Raw genomic sequence first — 23,103 nt, 5'->3', positions numbered from 1 at the left:
ATGCCAGAGCAAAAACAAATCATAACCAACCGTGTTGCTTTTTTGGAAACGAAAATCCCGAGCTATGCCGCTGTGCTGGGCATTACCGTACTTTTGGTGCTGTGGGAAATCGTATGTCGACTGAATATTGTACCTCCGCTGTTTTTGCCGGCACCGACCGCGATTCTGGCTGCGGGCTGGGAAATGCTCGTAAGCGGTGAATTGTACGAGGACTTGGTCGCCAGTCTCTACCGAATCGGTGGGGGATATGTCATCGGTGCGAGTGTAGGGATTCTTTTCGGACTGATTCTCGGCTTCTCCAGATGGACTGATGCCATCCTGACGCCGATCGTCTATTCGATCTATCCGATCCCGAAAATCGCTCTTCTGCCGCTGATTATCCTATGGCTGGGTATCGGTGAAATGCCGAAGATCGCGATCATTGCGCTGGGGGTATTCTTCCCGGTCGTAATCAATACGTTCTCTGGCGTGAAAAACGTAGACCCGATGCTGATCAAGGCGGCAGTGACGTTTGGCTCCAATCATTTCAACGTCATTCGCAAGGTTATCCTGCCAGCTTCCTTGCCGATGATCTTTGCTGGATTGAAGCTGTCAGCAGGGACTTCCCTGCTCCTCTTGGTCTCCGCCGAGATGATCGCCGCGCAACAGGGGATTGGCTCGATGGTGCTGCATTACGGAAACCTGATGATTACCACTAAGCTGATGGTCGGGGTACTGGTACTCTCTCTGCTCGGCTTGACGTTTAACCGTGTGCTCCAGTGGCTGGAACGCAAGCTGGTTCCTTGGAAGTAAACAATCCATAGCAGCAACTGTAAGCGAGAAAAGAAGCCGAAGGTCGGGCTGATTTTCTCGCTTTTTTTGTACTATCGGAAAGTTTAAGTGCGCTAAAGCGCTAAAAAGATTAGCGGAAGATAGTATAAGTGCAACTAAGGCTCCGCCAAAAGCTTGGCGTAGCCAAGTTTTCTAATGAAAAAGAATTGAGGATATCCACTATTTTCCATTAAGATAGAGAGGTCAGTAGCTACGATTCGATGTGGGAGGTATCTATGGAAACGGAAAAAATGCACCTGGCATGTGAAGTGGTGACAAAGGAATGGAAAGTAGTGGGGATGAGCATCACAGCCCCAGTGATTCAAAAACGCCTTTCTACTTTTTGTTGATCAATACGATCCTCAATATGCTCCTGCTGCCTGTCTTCATTTTTGGATGGGGCGGCGTACCTGCCTTCGGGTTGTATGGAGCCGCATATGCACCCGTAGTATCCGGTATTTTTACATGCGTATTCTTACTCAGGTATTTGTACCAAAGGAATCATGTCCTAAAGGTGGATCGCATGGTGTTGAAGCATTGCAGGCTAAATGGCGAGATATTAAAGACATTGCTTCGACTAGCCATTCCCACAAGCATCAGCATGGTGTCCCTCGCGATGTCAGAGATAGCGGTGATCACGTTCGTCAATGAGTACGGGTCGAATGCGACAGCAGCCTACGGAATCGTCAACCAGATCGCAAGCTATGTGCAAATTCCTGCGATGAGCATTTCCATTGCCATTTCTGTGTTCGTGGCGCAGTTTATCGGCTCTCAGAAAACGGCTCAGATTCGGTATGCGACCAAGACCGGGATATGGCACAGGCGATTTCAGCGACGATGAGAGCGTCGGGTACGGTCATGTGGCCCACGATATTCACGATTTCGTGTATTTGGTTGATCCAGGTGCCGGTGGCTTACTCGTTGTCTCATTTTACAGAGCTCGGCATCCAAGGAGTGTGGGTGACGTATCCCGTCGCTTTTCTGGTGAACTTCTTAGCCCAGTCTATTTATTACCGCTTTTACTGGAAAAAGAAAACGTTGCAGGCGCTGCTTCAATAAATCATAAAGACCCAGAGTGCTTAAGCTCCGGGTCTTCTCGTATAGATGATCGTCACTTCATAGCTTCGAAGGCAAGATCGACTTGCCCCCCGAGCTCATCCCAAAACCGTGAGATGTTGGGCTGGGTGTCGCCGATGATGCCCTCGCGATTCAAGGCGTAAACGATGACATGTGCGATCTCCCTTGCGATCGCTTGGTATGTACCATACCATGATCGCAATGCAGGGTACTATTGCGGCATGAGGGCCGAGAATGTGCTCGTCCCGGTATTTTTCGCGCAAATCTATTGATAATAATTATCAATTTCACCCTTTTCTTTTCTGACAGAACTGTGAAGAAAGGCGTAGGTGATTGGTATTTGCATAGTTGGAAACTTATAATGAGGAGGATGCGTGATAGGAATGGAATCCGCTGTGAAGCCTTCTCAAGGAGGCAAAGCGGGAAAAGAGGGTAGGATGAACAATCAACAACGAATGGAAGCGGCAGAGCGCTTTATTCACACCTGCTACATGGAACTGGGCAAAACGCCACAAGAGACAGAAGGGCGACTGCAAGAAATCAGAAAGTCCTTTGCCGCAAAGGGCTTTTATGTTCATACAGAAGAAGAACTCAGACACGGGGCGAAAATGGCGTGGCGCAACAGCAATCGGTGTATCGGCCGCCTTTTTTGGGAGTCGCTGCAGGTGTTTGACGAACGCCATGTGAAAAGTGAAGAGGAGATGGCACAAGCGCTGTTTCGCCACATCGAGTACGCGACCAATGACGGGAAAATACGACCTTCTATCACCATCTTTGCGCCTGCGGCAGGGGAAGGACCCCGCCCGCGCATTTGGAACCATCAATTGATCCGGTATGCGGGCTATGAGACAGAGTGTGGGGTGCTGGGAGACCCTGTATCGATCGAGTTTACCCGACTTTGCGAGAAGCTGGGCTGGCAAGGGGAGCGGACGCGTTTTGATATCTTGCCGCTGGTTTTGCAAATGGGAGAGAAAACACCGCGTTATTTTGATATCCCCAAGCAATTGGTCTTGGAGGTCATGCTGCGGCACCCGGAATATCCGGCGTTTTCTGATCTGCATTTGAAATGGTACGGGGTCCCGGTCGTCTCTGACATGCGATTGGAGATTGGCGGTATCGATTATTTGGCAGCCCCGTTCAACGGCTGGTACATGGGAACCGAGATCGGTGCTAGAAATCTGGCCGATCAGGATCGTTACAACATGCTGCCCAAAATGGCCGAGATCATGGGGCTGGACACCAGTCGGGAAATCACGCTGTGGAAGGACAAGGCGCTGATCGAGCTGAATATCGCGGTTCTCCACTCTTTCAAAGAGGCTGGCGTGTCGATTGTCGATCACCATACAGCGAGTCAGCAGTTCCAGCGCTTTGAGCAGCGGGAAAAGAATGAGGGCAGGGAAATGACTGGAGATTGGACATGGTTGATCCCACCTATCTCGCCTGCAGCTACGCATATTTTCCACAGTGCCTATGACAACCGTATGGAATCGCCCAACTTTTTTTATCAGGACAAGCCTGGTACTGCGGCATGTCCAAGTCATGTAAAGGGGCTGACTTGCCCTATGCATGAACAGTAAATGATGATTACCTTCACCTGAGAAATGCCCTCTACGCAGGGCATTTTCTTTTTTCTTGGATTTTGTCACATATAGGATACCCTGCAACGTTATACCAGTTGAAAGGAGGGAGAGCGTGGACAGCAAAGCGATGGAAGCAGAGGATGCTGCACAGGAAGTCTTCATCAAGGCTTATCGCAATCTTAAAAAATACAATCGAATGATACCATTTGCGGCCTGGCTCTACAAAATTGCCTTTAACCATTGTATGGACCTGATTCGCAAAAGAAAGTGGAGTCGGCTGCTTCCCTTCCTGCAAGGTGCGGAACGAGGGGAGTCTCAGATTGATCAGCATATTGAGGACGTGTATTTTAGCGAGCCGGTATACCTAGCCATGACAACACTCTCGGTGGAGGAACGCACCCTGCTGATCCTGCGAGGAGTAGAAGAAAAAACGTACGAAGAAATAGCCCTCATCATGAACAAGAATGCGGCCAGCCTGCGCAAAAAATTCGAACGCACAGCAGCCATATTCAGATACGCGTATTCTCCTCAAGAGAAGGGAGGGGCGAAGCATGCAGAAACAGTCGGTTTGCTCGCTAGTGTTACTACGGCCTATGCCGCTGTCGAGTACTTTCAATTGAAAAATGAACAGGGCGAGGTCATTTATCAGGAAAAGGATGCAACAGAAGCACCGAACACGATCATCCAAGACCCGGATGGTACGATGCTGGCCTTTATGCAAAAAAGGGCAGAAGTCGAAGAGCAAATAGCTCCTGGAACAGTGGCAGCCGTCTACATCAAGGAGCATAATCCAAAGAAAAGCGTCGAAACGATTATAAAGCCGTTTGAATTTAACAAGCTGGAAGACATGCAACAGGAGGTTGGTGGACAATTTGAGATCCCCCAGGAGCTTCCGGGCGGGTTTGCGTTTGCCGCTGGAAGTGTAGAGTATGAGGTAGATCGTGATTACGACAAAGAAGAGCTGTATAAGCTGGCGGAAGCGACCGATCAGGATTTTGTGCAGCAGCCCTTGCAGTGGACGGATCAGCTGAGCCATATCACGGTCACGTACACGGCAGGAGAAGAATCGATACGGGTAGCCATCACCAATATCGAGGGTGTAGCGGATAATACGGTTTATTACGTTAATCAGGATCAAAGAAGAACGGAGAAAGTGGTTGTCGACCAGATCGAAGCCCTCTATGCAGAGCAGCCGATGAGGGAGACTGTGCTGAAAGATATCGTGTGGGTGACAGAGCATACGGGAGCCAAGCTGGAGTACCGAATTTCTACCCAATCACCCAAATGGGATGTTGAAGCAGCTAGGAAGATGATGAAAGAGTTCCTGACGAGCAAATAACGAATAAGCCCCGCAAACCCGATGCAGAGTGAGCTGTTCTCTGCTCTCAGGTGGCGGGGCTTTTCTTACTGTTCCTAACGAGTCAAGTAGTAGCTGCGAAGCTCTTGAATCAAGCCGAGTGGATTTTTGCGCAAATCCTTGGCGCTGAAGAAGATGCTTCCTTTTACTTCCGGATGCAAGGTGTTGTAATTCAGCTGGTTGATGATCTCCTGCGCATTTTGCCAGCCTGCTTCATTGGTACCCAGCTTGTACGGGGCATGTCCGATGTACAGGGTGACATCCGTGCCGCGTACTTCATTGGACCACCAGGTCACGAGCTTGTCGTACTGGGCTGGAGCAAAAGACAGGCTCCAATAGAGTTGCGGTGTCACGTAATCGATCCAGCCATGCTGAATCCAGGTGCGTACGTCCGCATGCATGTGGTCGTAGGCGGTGACTCCCGCTTTGGTATCCGATCCGGTCGAATCGTTGGCGATGTTGCGCCATACGCCGAACGGACTGATGCCGAACTGAACCTGTGGCTTCACGCTCTTGATCGACTGATCCAGCTGCTGTACGAACTGATTGATATTGTAGCGGCGCCATTCGGCTTTGTTCGTGAAGCCGTTGCCGTAGGCACCAAAGGTCGCATCGTCAGGAAAGGTGCCATTGGACGGATAGAAGTAATCGTCCAGATGAACGCCGTCAATATCGTAACGATTCACAACCTCCATAATGGTGGCAATAATGTGTTGACGCGCTTCCGGAATACCCGGATTGATGTACAGCTTGTTGCTGGAATTGACGATCCACTGCGGATACTTTTTCACCACGCTGTTGGCTGCTAGTATGTCGGTTTTGGCTTCTGTCGTTGCACGGAACGGGTTGAACCAGGCGTGGAACTGCATGCCGCGTCTGTGGGTCTCCTCAATCATGAAAGCAACCGGGTCATATCCCGGGTCTTTTCCTTGTGTTCCAGTCAGGTATTTGCTCCAGGGAACGAGACTGGATGGATACAGGGCATCGCCGGCAGGTCGCACCTGTACAAAGACGGCATTCATACCCATATCCTGCAGTTCGTCGAGCATTTTCACGTATTCCTGCTTTTGTTTTTCTTGATTCCCATAAGAACCGGCAGAAGGCCAGTCGAGATTGTACACGGTGGACACCCATACGCCTCTCAGTGTGCTCGGGTTATGAGGCTGTGGCTGGGTGATCACATCCTGAGGAATGGGTTCAGGCTGCTGCACTGCGACATCGCCAGTCAACAAGGTAATCGTGCGAGTGGACTGATTCCAGTTTACCTGCAAGCCGAGCTGTTCCGAGACAAAACGAAGCGGAACCATCGTTCTGCCCGCTCTGTTTTCTACAGAAGCATCCAGCGGCATTTGACCGTTGTTTACCCATGCGAATTTTTGATTCATAGTCATGGAGAGCACGGTATCATCCTTGATGATGGTAGCGGTTTGGGACTGTCCATCCCAGTAGACTTCCGCCCCCAGGCTTTCACTGATTACCCGCAGGGGAACCATCGTTACGTTCACCTTTGGAATAATGTACGGGGAGACATCGCTATGTACCTGTTGTCCATCTAAGAAGATGCTGATCACAGGAGAGCTTTGTGCCTGTGCTGGGGCGCCAATAGCCGAAACACAAAGCACGAACAACAGTAAAAAGGTTAACCACTTCCGCCATTTCATTTGTGTGAATCCTCCAACACGTTAGTTTTGCGCTAAAACTCTTAATAAGCGTTAGACGTTTATTATAGCGCTTTGTTTCGCGAGCTTGGGAGATTATTGGCTATTCGGAGGCAAAGCGCGGATCCAGCCTTCAGATCCTCCGTAATGAATCAGCTGCCAGCCGCTCTGACTGGAGATGACTTGATAGCTTCCTTCGATTACCTGACCGATCATGGCATGTTCTTCGCCTGGTCCTGCGTATACATCAAACGTGCGCCCGCTAGGGATGTTGGCAGGGATGTCGGCAGGAATATCAGCGGGCTTTTCGCTGGCAGCAGGGGTGTCTGGTATCTGGTCAGTTTCGGTTTGTTCAGTCGGCCCTTTTTCCTGTTCGCTTGTTTCCTCTTGCGTTTCATCCGAATCCACCAGGTAATCCGCCCATTTTTCCTTGTACTCGAGTCCTGAATCCTTCAGTACGAAGTGCGCGATTTCACGCTCCCCCTCACCGACCGGGTTTTTCACAAGGATCTGGTCGGTGCTTTGCGCTTCCCAGCCATCTGCTTCCAATTGCCAGCGCTTGACGAAAGTCGCTCTGGACAGGTCGGGAACAAGGCCGAGATAGGAGTAGGCGCGCTCTTTACCCGCAGATTCCGCGACGAGGACAGGATTTTCTTTGGAGCCAAGCATCTCCGACAGCGAGAAAATGACAGATTGACGATCTAGCGACAGAGCTTGATCCAGCTTGATCGTGGAGCCGTCCTCCATACTCGCCGCCATGTAGAGATGTCCGTCGGTTTCATCCCATCCGATGGCATATGCTTGCGCTCCCCATAGCTCCTTGCCAGTCATGAGTGTTTGGAGCGCCTTGTCTGGAAATTGAGCCTGCAGCAATCGTCCAGGATCATAGGAAGTCCAGCGCTGCTCCAGTTCAGACAGCTGCTCGGTGATATCCTCCAGGCGGCTTAACTCTTGGAACAGCTCGATTGCTTTTTCAAAATGGTTCGTTTTTACATATTGTTCGGCCTTGCGAAATTGCTCTTTCAGATGCTTTTCGATCATTTCCACCACTTCCGATTGGGAAGGGAGGAAGCTTTTCAGCTCCAGGTAAGCTTTCGCGCGACTGACGAATTCACCCAGGTCCTGCTGGCGGATGGTCTGATTGATCTCCTCTTTGGCATATCGTTCAAGCAGGGTGATTAGCCAATCCGTAGGAAAGTTCGCCTTGGCATATTCGCTGCGGCTGTTCGCAAAGCTTGTGATGACCTCGAAAAACGTACCGTCAGCAGACAAATCACGCAGCTTGGTTCGCTCGTAGCGCAGGAAGAGTGCTTCCAGCTCCGCCTCTTTTTTATCTTTGCCCCCGTAATATTCGTCTGGGATTGTCGCCAGCGTATGGATAAACGAATGATTTTTATACTGTTTCTGGTCCAGATTGGCTTGCAGCTGCCCCTTGGCGTCTTTCATCGCTTGCTGATAGTACTGACCGAGTTGATTTTCAATGGCAAGGCGCTGAGCGATCTGATGGAAAAAGGAAGCAACCTGATTGTCGTCCTTTGCCGCTTGTTGTTTTAAGGATTGATAGCTTTGGTAGGCTGCCTGAGCTTGATCCGGATCGTTCTGTTGAATAGCGAATTGTACATCCCGAGCCAGGGATTCTAGCTCCAGCCGTACGGGAGTTAGTCGGGACAACAGGGCACTCCACGGTTCTTCTTCATAATGAATGGCAGAAATCTCACTTGCCTTTGCATAGGTTTCCTCAGCCAACAACAGGTTTTGAGACTCGTAATGGTCCTTGGCCTGCGCCATCAGCAACGATTTTTGATAGCTCTGCACGATTTTGACGGAAACACCGATCAGAGCAATGGCGACGAGCACGAGAAGAAGATTTCGGACCCACAGCGACTTTTGATAGGGAGAGATGATTTTCATAGCAAGAACCTCCTTCACAAAACGCTATTGAAGTCGGGATCAAAGGAGTAGTGCGTCTCAATTCGCCTTTTGGTAGCCTCCTCCAAGCGCTCCCAGCCTGGCTGGCGATGATTGCTCACCATCCTGGCGAGACGAAGCAGGCGCTCCCGTGGCAAATAGTCGATGAATTCGATGATGAGGTCCTGGAACTCTTCCGCATAAGCACTCATCCTCAGGGCAGCTCCTGCTACCTGGCCGATCAGCTGTTCTCCGTTTTCATGCAGAAGGATTCGGCTTTTGTAACGACTGACGTAGGTGAGCACGGATCGTTTGACCAGCTCGGGCTTTACTTTGATCACTTCGCGCAAATACTCGACGAAATCCTTATCGTAGGTGGAGGGAATGAGAGAATCCAGCTCCAGCTCCATGTCTTTACGCAGAATGAAGTGGTTCAAATACATGATTTTGCGGATTTTGATCGTATCGGAATGCAGGAAGTGGCTCACTTCCCGAATCTTTTCATAAGCGTCCTTGAAGCGCTCCGCCTTTACATCGGCACCGATTTCCTCCTGCTGCTTCAGCAAGGATTTCTTGATGTTCTCGGTCTCTTGCGTCAAATAACGGAGGAAGTCCCGATTTTTTTCATAGATTCCGTATTTTTTTTGCAAGACAAAAAAGAGCGCGGATAAAACGATGCCTCCGCCAATGGCAACACCAATCTGCAGCAGTGTGTCTGCGCTAAGAATCGCCAGACAAACAAAAAGCGCGAGCAACAGGAAGCGGGTCTGCACGTAGCGTCTGGTTACTTTGGCTGAAATCTCGCGAACGGGCTGATACTCTCGCCCGCAAACGCTGCATTCTGTCTCCCAGAGCACGTGGTAGGTGTGGCAGTGCCTGCAGGCTTTCAAACGTTCGAAGACGTGTGCGGTTTTATGCGTTTTGCGAAATTGGACGCCGATTCGTTTCTTCATGGTAGTTCCTTCTTCCTGTTCAACAGATCGTGAAGATGCTGATCAATCTGTTGTTCGGAGGGATTTTGACGCTTCCATTTCAATAGCTTCAGCAAGCGAAAAACCAGTAGCAGCACAGCTGCGGACAGAAGAAAGTAGGTTAGCATAAATTTCCTCCATCAAGTTCTTGTCGAATTTTGCAACAAAAGGCCTACCCGTATCGTAATACGTAATAGGGAGGTAAAAATAGCTTTTTTTCTACTAGGGCTCCTCAATATAGTGGTAATATTGTCATAATGCTCCTTTATTTGCAACGATTCTCAACAATTGGCAAGAGAGGTCAAAGAAAAAACAGTGGAGGGGTTCACAGATGATCCGACTCAGTAAGCTGGTTCGAAATCTGTTATGTGTGGCGCTTCTGCTGGGTTCTGTAATGACAGGCGCGAACCTGGTTTTTGCCGGGACCAGTGGAAGTAATATGGATGCTGTATTGGTCGTAGACGTCAGCAACTCCATGAGCCAGAGTGATAAAAACAAAGTAAGCAACGAAGCGATGAAAATGTTCGTCGACATGACGTCGATACAGGCGAACAAAATCGGAATTATCTCTTATACGGATAAAATTGAACGGGAAAAGGCCATGATTCAGGTCAATTCCGAGCAAGACAAGAACGAAATCAAAGCGTTTATCGACAGCCTGCAAAAAGGGGCTTACACCGATATCTCAGTCGGGGTAAAGGAAGCAGTGAAAATTCTGGATGCCGGACGTGATCGCGCCAACTCCCCGATCATCGTTCTTTTGGCAGACGGAAACAACTACCTGAATGAAGCATCCAACCGTACACAAGCGATGTCAGACCAGGATTTGCAAGACTCCATTCAGCAAGCGAAAAGCAAGGGGTACCCGATCTACACGATTGGACTCAACGCTGACGGACAATTGAATCGCACGACGCTGGAGCAAATCGCCAAGGAGACGAACGGAAAATTCTTCGAGACGAGCACAGCAGACAATCTGCCGCAAATATTGAGCGAAATTTTTGCCAACCATCTGAAGCTAAAGGTGGTTCCGATCACGAACTTTACGTCCAACGGCCAGATCCAGGACGTGGCGATTCCCATTCCGAACGCCAATGTGATGGAAGCCAATATTTCGATCATGTCGCAAAAATCGGTTGAAGTAAAATTGTTTGATCCTTCGGGCAAGGAGATACATATTCCGTCCGATCAGGTTCGCTTCTCCCGTTCCAGTGCGTATTCGATGATCAAAATCGTCAAGCCGCAGCAGGGTGAGTGGAATCTGCAGGTAAAAGGGGTACCGCAGGACAAGATCGACATCAACATGATATTCAACTATGATCTGCAATTAGAGATGGAGCCGATCGCGAGTAACGCATTTAAAGCCGGGGACGTCATTCCTGTCAAAGCCGCACTCGCCAGCAACGGACAAAAGGTCGCGAGCCCAGAGCTGTACAACCAGATGAAGGCGACGCTGCTGATCAACGACCTTACCGATCAAAAGACGAGCGAAGTGGAAATCACGAACACGGGTAGCGGTTTTGAAGGCAGCTTTACGATTCCAGCCGACCACAAATACGAAATCAGAATCAAGGCTGAGGATACCAGCTTTTATCGCGAAACACCGCCAGTGACTGTCGATGCCTCATCCGCTGCCGGTGGGGCAACTACGCCGACACCGCCGCCAGCCGGGGATTCGGCAGCGACAGAGGAACCGTTCCCTTGGCTCACTGTCGTCATCATCGCACTCATTGTGATCTTACTGGTCGCGCTGGCTCTCTATCTGCTCTCCATTTGGCGCAAAGCGAACAAGGGGTTCATCGGACAGATTGCCATCGAGATTGTAGATGAGGACACAGGGGATAAATCCAACCCGCAATACAAGAAGCTGAACGCATTTAAAGGAAAAGTGAAGCTTCACCAGCTCCTGCAGCTGGCACCAGAATTCCAGGAAACCGACAAAGTGGTGTTCCTGCCAGGGAAAAACGATACGCTGATCATCGAAAATCGCTCCTCCTGCCGCATCGAAAAGGGTGGAAGGGTGCTGGATGTCAGCAAAGGCAAGGAATTGAAGAAAAACGACAGAATCAAGATTTCGCTGTCGAGCGTGAACAAATCCGTTTTTGTAGACTACATCGTCTAGGGGTGGATCTAATATGAAAGCAGTCGTAAGAGAACATATTCAGCAATTGGACGTATCATTGGGCGGAGGCATCGTCAGTGACAAGATTCGTGTAGACACCATCGACAATCCGATGCTCGTAATCGGTTTGGGTGGAACGGGGATCGATGCTTTGCTTCGCTTGAAATATCAGGTAAACCGCCGCTTTAAGCTGCCGGTGGACTCTCTATCTAAAAAACGCAAGGAAAAGCCGGACAATATCGAATTCATCGCCTTTGAAACCAATGAACATGACCGCAACAAAAAATACAAGGGCATCGGGCTTGATCCGGTCACGGAATTCGTCCTGCTCTCCAACCCGGAGATCGGCGGGGTTTTGCAAAACCGCAGTATCCTGGAGCCGTACATCACCGATTGGCTGTCTCCGGAGCTGACGATTACAGATGGGATCAGCGGAGCGTCGGGTGTGCGTCAGGCAGGCCGCTTGCTTCTGTTTACCAAAATCACGCAGGTCGTTCAAACGATCGAGAAAAAGATTAAAATGCTCACCGAGGGCACCAATAAAAAGCTGACTGTGTTTCTGCTGAGCGGACTTTCCGGCGGTACGGGCAGCGGCTGCTTCCTGGATATTTCGTATATCGTACGCGGAATTCTGGAGCGCGACTTCGGCAGTGGCGGCGTAGACAAGGTCAACATGCTGGGCTATCTGTTCACGCCGGATGTGAACCTGTCCAATAAGAGCCTGAGCTCCCATACTCGCGACTACATCATGAAAAACGGCTATGCGGCACTCAAAGAGCTGGATTACTGGATGAACGCTGACGAACGTATGGAGCGCTTCAAGCAGCAGTACGGCAATGTGCTGAATGTGCAATCGCCGATGCCGCCATTCAACCTGTGCCACCTGATCTCGGCGACCAATCTGGAAGGCAAAGCGTTGGAGAATGCTTACGATTACTGCATGAACGTGACGGCAGAGAACATCACGAACTTCATGGCGAGCGAGGAAAAGCGCTCCGGCGAAGAGTTCGCGATTCACGACTACATCAGCAATATCCGCACCAACATCAACCAAATGCCAAAAGCGTATGCGGCCAATTATCAGTACAACGTGATCGGAGCCTCCTCTGCGGTGCTGCCGATTGAAGAAATGACGACGTATCTGGCATATCGCCTGTTTAAGAAGATGGAGAAAATGTTCGCGGTTGCCCCTACTCAGGAGGATGCGGAGAAATTCGCACGCAAGCTGGGTATCGACATCGACTCGATTGCGCGCAAATTTGAGTCGCGCGTTCCAGAACCGTTGCCAGGCTTTGAGAACAGCGAACGTTTGAACTACAGCAATGTGATCAGCCAGCAGGTGGTCAGCATCGATCACGAGCTGGAGCAGGGTTACCTGGCAAAAGCACGCGAGGAATACATCAAGTGCAAGAAGCAGACCCCGGGCGAATTGATCGAGACATTCCGTGAGATGATGACCCGTGTCTTCCTGCATCCACAGCAAGGACCGTTTTACGCATCGCGTCTGATCCACTCGGATAAAGGCTTTTGCCTGCTGAAAATGATCCTGTCTTACGTGGAGAGCATCAAGGCCAATCTGGAGAGCTTCCCGCGAGAGATCGAAGGTGCGCGCGAAAACGCCATCGAAAAGCTGGGCGATGCCCGCAGTGCCTTTATTTCCAAGGAAAAGAAGAAAAACATCTATATCGAAGCGAAGATCAACGAATACCAGCTGTTGGCAGACCAGGAAAAGCTGGAGCAGATGATCGAGTTCTACGAAGAGCTGCATCGTGTATTGAATGAAGAAAACAATCGGATCTACAGCGTCTTTACCGAAGTCCTGAATGCCCTGAACCAGATCTTTGACAAAAACGGCGACATCTTGGTCAACGCCGAGGAAGAGATGGATCGCACAGGCAACAAGACGTACTACTGGAACATCGTCAGTGTGCCGGATGTCGCCAAAGTGATCGGCAACATTCTGGAGCAAAAGGACGCAGACGACCTGATCCGCGACTTCACCAGCGATCTGTTGAAGCACTCCGATCAATGGGTGAAGGAGCAAGAGCTCGATATCGTCAGCTCCATCTCCGATTTCCTCTCGGATAAATTCGGCGAGCTGATCACCAAATCGATGGAAGAGTTCTTGGTGATCAAATACGGGCAGGAAGAGACGCTGGACCGTATCGTCGAGCGCAAGATTGCCAGCAAGCTGGATGAAGAAGCGATTCCGGTCTTCCACTTGAGCAACAATCTCGGCAATATGCACTTCCCATCCTGGGGCTTTGTGTCCGTGCCATTGAAAGCTCCATCGATTTTAAAAGGGATTCGCAACTACCAGGACACTGCGATAAGCGGCTCTCGTTTCACGGTGAAGGAGAGCGAGGTCAAAAACCGCATTTTCTGGCTGAATACGAAAAATGGTATTCCGCTCTTCGTCTATACACCACTGAAGGTCTACGAGGAAAGTTACGAGCGTACGATTTTGGATCGGGAAGGGATTGGCCGCCACCTCGTACAGACAGAGAAGAACAACTGGGCTTACCTGCCGTCGCCGATTCCGGAAAAATCGTGGGGCGATACGTATCAGAACGACCGGATCAAGGCGTATAACGCAGAAGTGCGCCGTCTGTTTGACAAGGCTATGCGCTTTGGCAGCATCCGTTCCAAAGGCGAGGACAGCAAAACAAGCAGCCGTTATGAATGCATCGTAACCAAGCCGTATGAAGTTCCAGCGATGGATACCTCCAAAATGAGCCCGGGCGAGCTCAAGCGCCTGTTGGCAGAGCTGAGGGGATACATGAAGGATGGTCTGGAGCGCGACTTCCAACGCGATATTTTTGGTAGCATCCATGAAGAGATGGCCAAGGAGAACCTGATTCGCTATCCGGAATTGATCCGCCTCGTTCAAATCGAGGTGCGAAAATACGAAGCTATCGAGATGAAGATCCAGGAGCTGGAGCAAATCATAGACGCGATGCAAGGGGAAGAAGAATTGCTTACCCGCTACATCGAAGCGCTCTACACGAATACGATCAGCAAAAAAGGCGCTTTGTTCGTCTATGACCGGGATGAGGAAGAAGAAGCTTGGGAGCCGCTGCTCAACCTGATGAAAGTCAACAAGCATGTCGAGTACGTGGTGTACCAGCAGTTCCGCAGTCTGGACAGCAAAAAGCTGGCGACGTTGCAGCGCAAGGCGGCCAAGCGCAGTGATCAGATGACATCTGCAGAAGATACGCAAATGCTGGTCCAGCGTCTGGAGGAGATCGCGGCTTCCTTCCAATCGGTAAAAAGCGAGCTGGAATACGACAGGGATGAATACGTAAACGGGGAAGAGATGTACGAGTTTTACAAGAAGGTTTGGTCAAAAGTAAACGACATGCGCAAAACTTTGCAATAACACAAGCACACTTGCACTTTAGATGAAATGGCGGGAAGAAGCATGAGGGAATTGCTGGATCAGTTCGCAACCGAATACGTGACCGATATGGAGAGACAACTGGATAACGGCATTGGGCAGCGAAACATTCAAAACCCCGTGCTTTTTCTCTTCCTGGGGGATAAAAGTCTGGATGCCCTGCAAGCTGTCTGCCTGATGAACGAACAAAAATGGCATAACAGCGAAGCGGTGCTGTACATCCACGCCTATGAGAAGGAGACGTGGGAGCATCCATTGTTGCATGGGTTTCGACTCCCCGGGCCGGATTCGGATAAACGCAAGATGCGAAGCTCCTTGTATGAATACTTTGCACGGGATGAATCCATCCTGATGGAACTGAACAAAACCATGAAACAAGCGAGTGTCCGAGTGGCTGAGATGGGTAAACAGTTTACTTCCTTTCAGCAGGTAAACTTAGCTGTCGTGACTCGTGCGGATGATCCGGCCAACGTCCTTTTGCCTGAATTGACCCTGGTGCTGAAAAGCTATCTGGCGGAGCTGTTCAAGAACGTATCGATGGATTTATACGTTTTGCTGCAGGAGCGAGGAGGCGAGGAATTTGGATTTTCTGCCGCACTGGGCGTCAGCTTCCTGGAAGAGTTGAACCGCTATCAGCAGCGAGATTACAGCTATCACGCTGATCTATTGGTGACAAGCGACCTGGTCAAGCTGCCTGTGGAGCATGATCGCGCTCCTCTTTTTTCTCTCGTGTATTTGCTTAGCGACAAAAACGAGCATGGCATGTTTCTCGAAGCAGGGATGCGGGAGAACTACGAGTTGATCAGCCACCTGGTCTTGTTGCAAAACAAAGGAGCAGAAGTAAACAGCAGCGACAGCTTTAGCAAGGTACAATTTGTCCGCAACATGACGGGCAGTCGGGAGGAAGCTACCTTTGCTTCCGCAGGCTTGTCCAAAGTCAAGCGACCTACTCACGCCATTGCCTTGACGGTACTGTCAGCGGTTTATGACACCTATCGGGAACGTCTCAAGCAGGGTGCGATCCCTGACAAGTCGAGCGTGCGGGAACGGCTCGGCTTGATGTCCCACGATCTGCAAAGGCAGATTCGATTGGTGTTTCCGGATGAGAGCAAGCGTGATGAAATGGGTGGATTGATGACCTCGGGTGTCAGCTACAAGGAGCTTGCCCCCATGACCCTGCGCGAAGCCGAGCAGGCTTTGTTTGAAGGAAGCAGTCAGTCCTTTTTCGAGACCAATCTGGTTCGTCCCGTCTATCAGCGTCTGGAAGATTTGCTCAGAGAGGAAAGTCTCGCTTCGATTATCCAGGAGGAAATCGTCGGTGATCCGCGCTATGGTCTCTACGCCGCGTATCAGATTACCTCTGAACAAAGCAGCGTAGGGCATCTCCTGAACGAGCTTCGCGTGGGTATTCGGGAAACAAGCCGTGAATTGGAGCTTGCCCGAGCAGAGCTGGAGGAAATCTATCAACAACGCGTAGACCGCCAGGAGATTCGAGTGGGCGGTCTTTTCACCCGAGACAAGGAGCGAGTCAGAGCTTTTGTCCGGCACCTCTTTGACCTGCTTTACGGCAAGAAGCTGGAAATTCTGGAGGGGGAAATCATCCTGCGCATCCTGCAGGAGCGGGAGAGACAGGTAGGAGAGATTCATCGCCAGATCGGGCGTCAGATCGAGCAGCTGGAGGAGCTGCAAAAGCAGCTGCGTGAGCATGCACAGCGAAGCATTCGGGAAGCAGCCGATTATCTGGGCAAGAACATCGAGGACTATTACGGATCACTGGTGCGTGAGGCGATTGGGGCGATGGAGACACAGCGCGGGGCAGACTTTTATCTGGAGTCCCGGTACATTGGCACGGATTCGCTCCAGCTGTACAACGGAGTAGCTGGATTGATCGAGCGGCTCTGCCGGTTTTGTCGTACGGAGATCCTGCCTCGACCGGCCTTTGCGCTTCCGTTTGACGCCGATTTGCTGGCGAGGGCCAATGTAGCGGCGGCGTATGAAAATCGCGCTGTGCTGACGCGCGACGATCTGTTCCGCGACCTTGCTTTTGCTTTGGAAGAGCGGGCAGCGGTCCACATCGAAGTTTTTCATTTCCTGCAAAAGCACAGATACGAGGAAAAATACCTGTTTGCTGACACCAGCAACGACTTCGTCCAGTTCGTTCTTCATCTGGACGAGGGAAATCGATCCTACAAGCAAGGATGCATCCACGAGGATCGAAAAAGCGGTATCGAAAAGCTGAACCTGATGGGCGGATTTGGGATGGAGGATCTCATGTATTATCGCAACAACAAGAAGTACCACACCTCTTATCAGGACAACGGCTTTTCATTCGCCGCCGAGGAAAGGATGAATCGTCATGAGACAAAGAAAGATTAATCTGCTCATGGTATTGTGCAGTCTGGTGGGTGGGGGCATCGGTTATGCGGTAGGAGAAATCCTGCTTGCGAATTTTTCAGGGGAATGGCCGACTTGGCTGTTAATGGGACTTTATTTTGGACAATACGCATTCTTTGTAGGGCTGATGTGCCTGGTGGCGGAGATGGTTTCGCCCAGGCTCAATGGGCAGGGCTGGAAGCAGCGCTACGTCGGAGCATCCTGGAAAATGCTCGTACCCAGCACGTTTCTCATGATTGGCGTAGTGGCTATGCTCCTGCAGTTTGCTTATGGGGCTACGTTTCAAACCACGAGTGGTTCGGATAACATCGTCATGCTTCTGGATACCTCCGGCAGCATGAAGCGTTCTGACCCGAACAACCAGTTGTTCCCGGCAGCAGGCGACATGGTGCAAAAGATGGAGCAGGGGACAAATGTAGCGGTCATCTCCTTCAACGACCGTTCGGAAGTCGTCCAACCACTGATTCAGCTGGATTCGCAGACTGTGAAGGACGAGGTTGTCCAAAAGCTGCTGCAGCAGGCTGGAACGAGCGGCGGAACGAATATCGAAGAGGCTTTGCGGACAGCGCTGGAACATCTTCAAACCTCGCAAAAATGGAATCACAGTACGATTGTACTGATGTCGGATGGATACAGCCGTGTTGATCTGGAAAGCGCCCTTGCCCCTTTTAAACAAGCCAATATCGTCATTCATACCGTGGGCATGAGCGCTGTGGATGCAGAAGGAACCAATCTGCTGAAACAAATTTCTGCTAATACAGGCGGCAGCTATTTCGATGTCGAGCACGCTGACCAGATCACTGGTGTATTTGGACAGATCATCGAGCTGACGCGTCAGGAGCGCACACTCGTTTCCGATCGCAGTGATGCGACTGAGAGCAGCGCCTTGTACGCGAGCTTGCGAGTCTTGAGCATGGTCATCATCGGCACGCTGATGGGGCTGGCATTGGGCCTGATTTTTGACAATCGGCATCTGGCAAAGAGCTTTATTGTCGGCGGAGCCATTTCCGGGTTGCTCGCGGGTCTGGTGCTTGAATCCGGATTTTCGTCAGGGGATTGGCCAGAAATGCTGCTTCGTCTTCTGGCAACACTGCTAATGGCTGTGGTGGTTGCGCTCTTTACGCTTCTCATCCCCGTAGCGGTCAATCAAGGCTCGTCGTCTTTTCAAGCGCGACTATCACGCAGCAAGGCACTGCCGGTTCGTTCTGGAGATGCCGGAAAACAAAACAGCAAGCGTTTTGATCTGTAGAGTGGGAGCATGATGTCTCATGATTGATCGGGAAATGATTACAGATGTGCTGATAAAAGATGTCGTGTGCCATCGCCAGGGAGATGAGTATGTTCTCAACTGGCATTGGGCGGAAGACGTGCCATGTGTATACGTGCACAAAACGACGAAGGACGCGCCATTCGATATCGAGCAGGTCGACGAAAAACAATGGAAGCTGTACACGCGCGAGGAGTACAAGGTACACAAAGGGTTGCGGGAAAAGAGCGAGGGAATCGGCCAATACACGTATCGCATTTTCCCGTGCCGTCTGGAGAAAGGGAAGCCGGTCTTGTTGGTGCCAAGTACGGATTCGCATGTGATCCACGTAAGCACAGGAAAAGCGAAGATTACGTACTCGCTAATCCGCAATAAAAAGTGGTTCAGCTCCTATGATTCCTTGCAAATTCGCATATTTTCAGAGATTCCTGTACCGAAGGACGTCCTTTGCTACGTGAAAAAAGAAGGTTCCCCTCCCATTCACAAGGATGATGGCACACAGTACGCGTTTATTCGCGATATTGAACCGGGTGTGAATCTGTTGCCAGAAATCGAGGTCAAAAAGAAGGATGTTATCCGTCTCTTTTTTACGGACGGCAAAAAATACGGGGAACGCTACGAACTGATTCCCGAATAGGAGGGGCAACATGTTTACGTTTCTGAAAAGCATGTTTGAGAAGAAACAGCCGATCAAGGAAAGACTTCCTTTTTACGATATTGTATGTCCGTTTTGCTTTTCCAAGTTCGAGCCTGACCAAGTGGTTTTCCGGGCCACACATGATCGTCCGGATGACGAGGTTTACGCGCTGCAGGAAGATCATGTGCTCAATGCGTACCGGGACAAATTTGGCCTGGATGCGATCGAAGAGCTGGAAGCCGTGATCGACCCGGAATCGATTCCGGAAGAAAATCACATCTACGTGGATCAGGTGCTGGTCGGGGTCACGGATCGCTACGGAGTCGTGTCCAAGCGCAGACTTTGCCCAAATTGCCACAACGAGCTGCCTATTACGGCAGGCAAGGCGCCGAGCAACATCATTTCGATCGTCGGTGCTTCCCAGGTGGGCAAGTCGGTATACATGACCTCGCTCATCCATACCTTGCAGAATACGACCGCCAATCATTTCAACGCGGCGTGCATGCCACTGAATGCCCAGATCAGCCGCAAGTTTCGCGAGCAGTACGAAGCGCCGCTGTTTGAACGTGGTCAGCTGCTCGATTCTACGCAGAAAGAACAGCGGCAGGAGCCTTTTATTTTTCAGTTTGTATTTAAAGACAGCGAGCAGGCTCCGTTGATTCTCGTCTTCTTCGACGTAGCCGGCGAGGGAATGGTGGACAGGGAATACCTGGAGATTTACGCGGCACACGTGAAGAATTCATCAGGTATCCTTTTTCTTGTCGATCCGTTGCAGATCAAGACCATTCGCGACCGCTTCCTGCTGCATGCGGGCGATGAACCGGGTGAATTCACAGCTCGATACGATGAGCCGCGTGAGGTGGTCATTACCCTGTTTGAGAATTTTATTGGCTATCAGGAACAGAGCAAAACCAACATTCCGACCGCAGTTGTACTTACGAAAAGCGATATGCTGCATGCGATCAAGGAAGAGGAAGGCACCTATATCCAGCCAAACAGCAATATTTTCCGCAACTTTGTTCACCAGCAGTATCTGAACACCTCGGAGTTCGAAAATATTAACGGTGAGGTCAGTCGTTTCATCGAAAAGGTAGACCGCCCGTTCAAGGACGCACTGGAGGTTTACTTTACCAATGTGGCCTATTTTGCCGTATCGGCTCTGGGCAGCAATCCGGTCAACCAGAAGGTGAGCGGGGTTGTCACACCTGTACGCGTAGATGAGCCGTTCATCTGGCTTCTGCATCAGCTTGACTACATCGAGGGGAGGGAGCGATAGTGAGTCGGCCGCTCATTTTGCAGCAGTATTACACCCGTGGGCGACAAGGGATCTTTCGGGCCAATGAAGGCTATGATACCGTCGCCAGAACACCTGGGCTGGACAACCAATTTATCAAGAAGACCTTGCATCCGTTTTGTGTGTACCATGCTCCTCGCCAACTGCAGGAACGAGCAGAGACAGACTTGTCGCAATATCCCAAAGCATTGGTTTGCTTTCGCGCGGAATCTGGAGAGCTGGTGCTCGGGCAGAGCGTGTTTGTCGGTGCCGATTTTACCGGACAGCGCAATACGTTCTTTAGCCATAACTACGTGATTCCTGCTGAAGCAAGCGATGTGTTCATCAAGGAACCAGCCCGTATCTTCAGCGTTCAATCCTTTCAGCAGCAGGTCGATGATGCAGCGAGCAAGGATCTTCCTGCGCTGGAGGCCATTCCTTATACAGCGAGCAAGCAGCTAGACAACAAAAAGCTTCTGCAGGGGCTTGGGATTGATGAGCCTTTGTTCAAGCAATTGCTGCATGCCGTCATGATGTCCCTGTCAGGGAAGAAGAAGGTTTTCATCAGCTTGCCAGGGGAAATGGCCGAGGCTAGCAGACAGGCGAGTCAGTTGTTGGAAATCATCTATAGCTGCCTGCCTTATGAGATGCGCAGGCATTTTGGGTTTCTCACCTACAGCAACGAACCGCAGAGCAAAAAGCATATCCATCTCATGTTTGTGGAAAAAGGCAGCATCCGACCGGGAAACGGTCAAGGAGACAAGGATTTTCTGTTTGACCTTGCCAACCAGCGCTCGCTGAACACGGAATTGACCGAAGGCAGACATGAATACCTCGACTTCGTTTGGGAGTTTTTGCAGGATTCGCGGATACTCGCTTCATTTCACGCGTTTTGCGAGGAAGTGTTGCAGGGGGCTGAGCGTTCTGTCGCTCTGAACCTGGTGACTTACTACGAGCTGTGTGCGCTTTACCTGATTGAACAGGGACGCATGTCGGTCTATGAACGGAATCGTACGGCAATCTGGCAGTTGTTGAACAGCTATCTGCGGCAGACAGGACTTATCCAGAAGAACCGCTTGTACGACCTGATGGGCAAGCTGTTCCAAGCAGAGTCCCAAGCACTGGCACAACAGAAATGGCCGGAGCTGGAAGTGGTCAAGCAAATGATCGATTCTTATGATGTCGCACGCAATGATGTCGCGAAGGCGGAGACGATTCAATATTTGATCGACGTACTGTTGAAGGGAAAGAACGCACACAAGGATGGATACGTTTCCGATGTGTACAAGTTTTTAAGCAGCCAGCGTGATCTGTTTGGCTCCCTGATGCGCAATGTGTTTGCCATCAAGCTCATTGTGAAGCCGTTGTTTGAAGACTATCTCACGGAGAGACTGAAGGCAGTTGCGGATATTCCCCAGATGCTCAAGGAGATTGAGTTCTGGGCAAAAAATGCACCACAAGCCATCCGACATGCCTTCTTCGCATCCACGACTATACCCAAGCTGCTCAATCTGTTGGCAGAGGAACGAAACAAGCTGGATGCGGTGTTACATATTCATCACTTTTTCGCGACGTTTGCCGGTTCACCCAGCTATGCGGAGGAATTGGTGGACGAAGTGGACAAGGCCTTGCTGAAGCGCATCGAGTTGACTTCGCTGTCCAAACAAGGCTTTGATACGGTTTTGTCTCTTCTGGAAGAGAAGCCGCAGACCTTTTTTTACGGACTCGACCTGGAAGGCCGCAACAAGCTGGACATGATGATGAATCTGGCTTCGTTGGAAGAGCTGACGACGACACCGCGGCCGGAGGAGTTTTTCCGCAAGTGGGATGCGCGTGATATCGAAAACCAGCAGAGACTGCTTCAGAACATGCTGGACAGTCTCCTTGGGGAAGAGAGCTTTTCCAAGGTTGCTCTTGTTTTCTACAACGCAGGGGACCTTGAGCGCACCAGCTTCCGCTATGGGGAAATGATCGCATTCGTGCATCAAAAGGGCGGGGATGAAGCGCTGCTATCGTTCCTCCAGTGGGCGATGACACAACGGATGTTTTTTGAAGGAAAGTATATGGAACCACCATTCAGGGGTGCGCTCAAGTCGTTTTTCCGGGAAGACAAAGGGAGCCGGCTGCGTAGCAAAGAATGGCGCAAACGCTGGTATGCGATTCGCAATGCAGACTTCCGCAACATGCTGGACGAAGTGCGCAGCGAGACGACGCATCCTTTGGTCAAATTTTTTCGCAGTAAAGGCACGATTGTCTCGGGATTGATCCTGCTGGTTGCCGCTGGTGCTGTTAGCGGTTACCTGCTCTTGCAGCCTGATCCGCTGCCGTCCACTCAGCCGCAACCTGCTGAGGGTGATGGACAAACAGTGCCAGTCAGACCACCACAGCCAATTGAGGTGGTTCCGGTGTACAAGCTCTTGCTCGATCCACAGATTGAACCTGTTTAGCTGGTTCCGGTGAGTGAGAATTCTCCGCCAGACCAGACGCAAGAACCGGTGACTGAGCCAAACAATCCATAACGAATCAGCCGATGATCTCCAACTGCAGACGGACTTAGAAACACCTCGAGCGGCTGATTTCTCCCGTACTGGTCGATGCTACGATAGTGACAGGGAGATACATCCACTACGTTCGGGGGAGAATGAATCAAAA

At 50.7% G+C, this 23,103-nt stretch carries 18 protein-coding genes; 12 read left to right on the top strand and 6 right to left on the bottom strand.

Annotation, left to right across the window (positions count from 1 at the left end):
• From EDM52_RS05870 to EDM52_RS05860, 3 genes are all read left to right on the top strand, one after another.
• Window positions 1–792: an ABC transporter permease gene (locus tag EDM52_RS05870; RefSeq protein ID WP_122908089.1), complete on the top strand. Its 792-nt coding sequence runs from the start codon at window positions 1–3 to the stop codon at window positions 790–792.
• Window positions 793–1,156: 364 nt separating this feature from the next.
• Window positions 1,157–1,651, top strand: a complete 495-nt coding sequence (locus tag EDM52_RS05865; RefSeq protein WP_183184851.1) for an MATE family efflux transporter — start codon at window positions 1,157–1,159, stop codon at window positions 1,649–1,651.
• The gene (locus EDM52_RS05860; protein ID WP_148038728.1) at window positions 1,624–1,869 is read left to right on the top strand and encodes a hypothetical protein; all 246 of its coding nucleotides are present in this window, start codon (window positions 1,624–1,626) and stop codon (window positions 1,867–1,869) included. The genes EDM52_RS05865 and EDM52_RS05860 overlap by 28 nt, the downstream gene beginning before the upstream one ends.
• Before the next feature lie 52 nt (window positions 1,870–1,921).
• Here EDM52_RS05860 and EDM52_RS24515 read toward each other — a convergent pair whose 3' ends face one another.
• Entirely contained in the window at window positions 1,922–2,089 is a 168-nt protein-coding gene (locus tag EDM52_RS24515) for a hypothetical protein (protein WP_183184847.1), read from the bottom strand.
• Window positions 2,090–2,324: 235 nt separating this feature from the next.
• Between EDM52_RS24515 and EDM52_RS05855 the strand changes: the two genes are divergently transcribed.
• Together EDM52_RS05855 and EDM52_RS05850 are read left to right on the top strand one after the other, a co-directional pair.
• Window positions 2,325–3,464: a nitric oxide synthase oxygenase gene (locus EDM52_RS05855; RefSeq protein ID WP_122908136.1), complete on the top strand. Its 1,140-nt coding sequence runs from the start codon at window positions 2,325–2,327 to the stop codon at window positions 3,462–3,464.
• 115 nt (window positions 3,465–3,579) lie between these two features.
• Window positions 3,580–4,806 carry an RNA polymerase sigma factor gene (locus tag EDM52_RS05850; RefSeq protein ID WP_245996548.1) on the top strand — a complete coding sequence of 409 codons (1,227 nt, stop codon included), beginning with the start codon at window positions 3,580–3,582 and terminating at the stop codon, window positions 4,804–4,806.
• A 74-nt stretch (window positions 4,807–4,880) separates the two neighbouring features.
• On the opposite strand, the gene EDM52_RS05845 is transcribed toward EDM52_RS05850, so the two are convergent.
• The 4 genes from EDM52_RS05845 to EDM52_RS24510 all read right to left on the bottom strand — a co-directional run bounded on the left by EDM52_RS05845 (window position 4,881) and on the right by EDM52_RS24510 (window position 9,489).
• Window positions 4,881–6,485, bottom strand: coding sequence for a family 10 glycosylhydrolase (locus EDM52_RS05845; protein WP_122908086.1), 1,605 nt, complete (start codon window positions 6,483–6,485; stop codon window positions 4,881–4,883).
• Between the two features lie 93 nt (window positions 6,486–6,578).
• A complete protein-coding gene (locus EDM52_RS05840) occupies window positions 6,579–8,393 on the bottom strand; it encodes an SH3 domain-containing protein (RefSeq protein WP_122908085.1) in 1,815 nt (604 codons plus the stop codon).
• A gap of 14 nt (window positions 8,394–8,407) precedes the next feature.
• A complete protein-coding gene (locus tag EDM52_RS05835; RefSeq protein ID WP_122908084.1) occupies window positions 8,408–9,343 on the bottom strand; it encodes a hypothetical protein in 936 nt (311 codons plus the stop codon).
• Window positions 9,340–9,489 (bottom strand): hypothetical protein, encoded by a 150-nt coding sequence (locus EDM52_RS24510; RefSeq protein ID WP_183184845.1) that lies wholly within the window; start codon window positions 9,487–9,489, stop codon window positions 9,340–9,342. The genes EDM52_RS05835 and EDM52_RS24510 overlap by 4 nt, the downstream gene beginning before the upstream one ends.
• Window positions 9,490–9,692: 203 nt before the next feature.
• On the opposite strand from EDM52_RS24510, the gene EDM52_RS05830 reads away from it, so the two are divergent.
• Genes EDM52_RS05830 through EDM52_RS05800 form a run of 7 tightly spaced genes read left to right on the top strand, consistent with a single transcriptional unit; the run spans window position 9,693 to window position 22,898 of the window.
• Complete coding sequence (locus EDM52_RS05830; RefSeq protein ID WP_122908083.1) at window positions 9,693–11,483, top strand: vWA domain-containing protein; 1,791 nt, start codon at window positions 9,693–9,695, stop codon at window positions 11,481–11,483.
• 13 nt (window positions 11,484–11,496) lie between these two features.
• Window positions 11,497–14,862, top strand: a complete 3,366-nt coding sequence (locus tag EDM52_RS05825) for a tubulin-like doman-containing protein (protein ID WP_122908082.1) — start codon at window positions 11,497–11,499, stop codon at window positions 14,860–14,862.
• 42 nt (window positions 14,863–14,904) lie between these two features.
• Window positions 14,905–17,256, top strand: a complete 2,352-nt coding sequence (locus tag EDM52_RS05820) for a hypothetical protein (RefSeq protein WP_122908081.1) — start codon at window positions 14,905–14,907, stop codon at window positions 17,254–17,256.
• A complete protein-coding gene (locus EDM52_RS05815) occupies window positions 17,237–18,523 on the top strand; it encodes a vWA domain-containing protein (RefSeq protein ID WP_122908080.1) in 1,287 nt (428 codons plus the stop codon). Before EDM52_RS05820 ends, EDM52_RS05815 begins: the two co-directional genes overlap by 20 nt.
• A gap of 19 nt (window positions 18,524–18,542) precedes the next feature.
• The gene (locus tag EDM52_RS05810; RefSeq protein WP_122908079.1) at window positions 18,543–19,178 is read left to right on the top strand and encodes a beta-mannanase; all 636 of its coding nucleotides are present in this window, start codon (window positions 18,543–18,545) and stop codon (window positions 19,176–19,178) included.
• 10 nt (window positions 19,179–19,188) lie between these two features.
• Window positions 19,189–20,454: a TRAFAC clade GTPase domain-containing protein gene (locus EDM52_RS05805; protein WP_122908078.1), complete on the top strand. Its 1,266-nt coding sequence runs from the start codon at window positions 19,189–19,191 to the stop codon at window positions 20,452–20,454.
• Window positions 20,454–22,898 carry a GAP1-N2 domain-containing protein gene (locus tag EDM52_RS05800; RefSeq protein ID WP_122908077.1) on the top strand — a complete coding sequence of 815 codons (2,445 nt, stop codon included), beginning with the start codon at window positions 20,454–20,456 and terminating at the stop codon, window positions 22,896–22,898. The genes EDM52_RS05805 and EDM52_RS05800 overlap by 1 nt, the downstream gene beginning before the upstream one ends.
• Here the strand turns inward: EDM52_RS05800 and EDM52_RS24330 are convergent.
• Complete coding sequence (locus tag EDM52_RS24330; RefSeq protein ID WP_148038727.1) at window positions 22,895–23,101, bottom strand: hypothetical protein; 207 nt, start codon at window positions 23,099–23,101, stop codon at window positions 22,895–22,897. The genes EDM52_RS05800 and EDM52_RS24330 overlap by 4 nt on opposite strands.
• Window positions 23,102–23,103: the final 2 nt, after the last annotated feature.

It is taken from the genome of Brevibacillus invocatus (assembly GCF_003710915.1).
GTDB classification, from domain to species: domain Bacteria; phylum Bacillota; class Bacilli; order Brevibacillales; family Brevibacillaceae; genus Brevibacillus; species Brevibacillus invocatus.
Note: the sequence above shows the minus strand (reverse complement) of the source record. Positions and strands in the feature narration are given on the sequence as shown.

Excerpts from the sequence above, each read along its gene's own strand:
- EDM52_RS05840 (WP_122908085.1), bottom strand. The coding sequence starts at position 8,393 with ATGAAAATCATCTCTCCCTATCAAAAGTCGCTGTGGGTCCGAAATCTT.
- EDM52_RS05860 (WP_148038728.1), top strand. The coding sequence starts at position 1,624 with ATGGCACAGGCGATTTCAGCGACGATGAGAGCGTCGGGTACGGTCATG.
- EDM52_RS05855 (WP_122908136.1), top strand. The coding sequence starts at position 2,325 with ATGAACAATCAACAACGAATGGAAGCGGCAGAGCGCTTTATTCACACC.
- EDM52_RS05825 (WP_122908082.1), top strand. The coding sequence starts at position 11,497 with ATGAAAGCAGTCGTAAGAGAACATATTCAGCAATTGGACGTATCATTG.
- EDM52_RS05845 (WP_122908086.1), bottom strand. The coding sequence starts at position 6,485 with ATGAAATGGCGGAAGTGGTTAACCTTTTTACTGTTGTTCGTGCTTTGT.
- EDM52_RS05820 (WP_122908081.1), top strand. The coding sequence starts at position 14,905 with ATGAGGGAATTGCTGGATCAGTTCGCAACCGAATACGTGACCGATATG.
- EDM52_RS24510 (WP_183184845.1), bottom strand. The coding sequence starts at position 9,489 with ATGCTAACCTACTTTCTTCTGTCCGCAGCTGTGCTGCTACTGGTTTTT.
- EDM52_RS05815 (WP_122908080.1), top strand. The coding sequence starts at position 17,237 with ATGAGACAAAGAAAGATTAATCTGCTCATGGTATTGTGCAGTCTGGTG.
- EDM52_RS05805 (WP_122908078.1), top strand. The coding sequence starts at position 19,189 with ATGTTTACGTTTCTGAAAAGCATGTTTGAGAAGAAACAGCCGATCAAG.
- EDM52_RS05835 (WP_122908084.1), bottom strand. The coding sequence starts at position 9,343 with ATGAAGAAACGAATCGGCGTCCAATTTCGCAAAACGCATAAAACCGCA.
- EDM52_RS05870 (WP_122908089.1), top strand. The coding sequence starts at position 1 with ATGCCAGAGCAAAAACAAATCATAACCAACCGTGTTGCTTTTTTGGAA.
- EDM52_RS05830 (WP_122908083.1), top strand. The coding sequence starts at position 9,693 with ATGATCCGACTCAGTAAGCTGGTTCGAAATCTGTTATGTGTGGCGCTT.
- EDM52_RS05810 (WP_122908079.1), top strand. The coding sequence starts at position 18,543 with ATGATTGATCGGGAAATGATTACAGATGTGCTGATAAAAGATGTCGTG.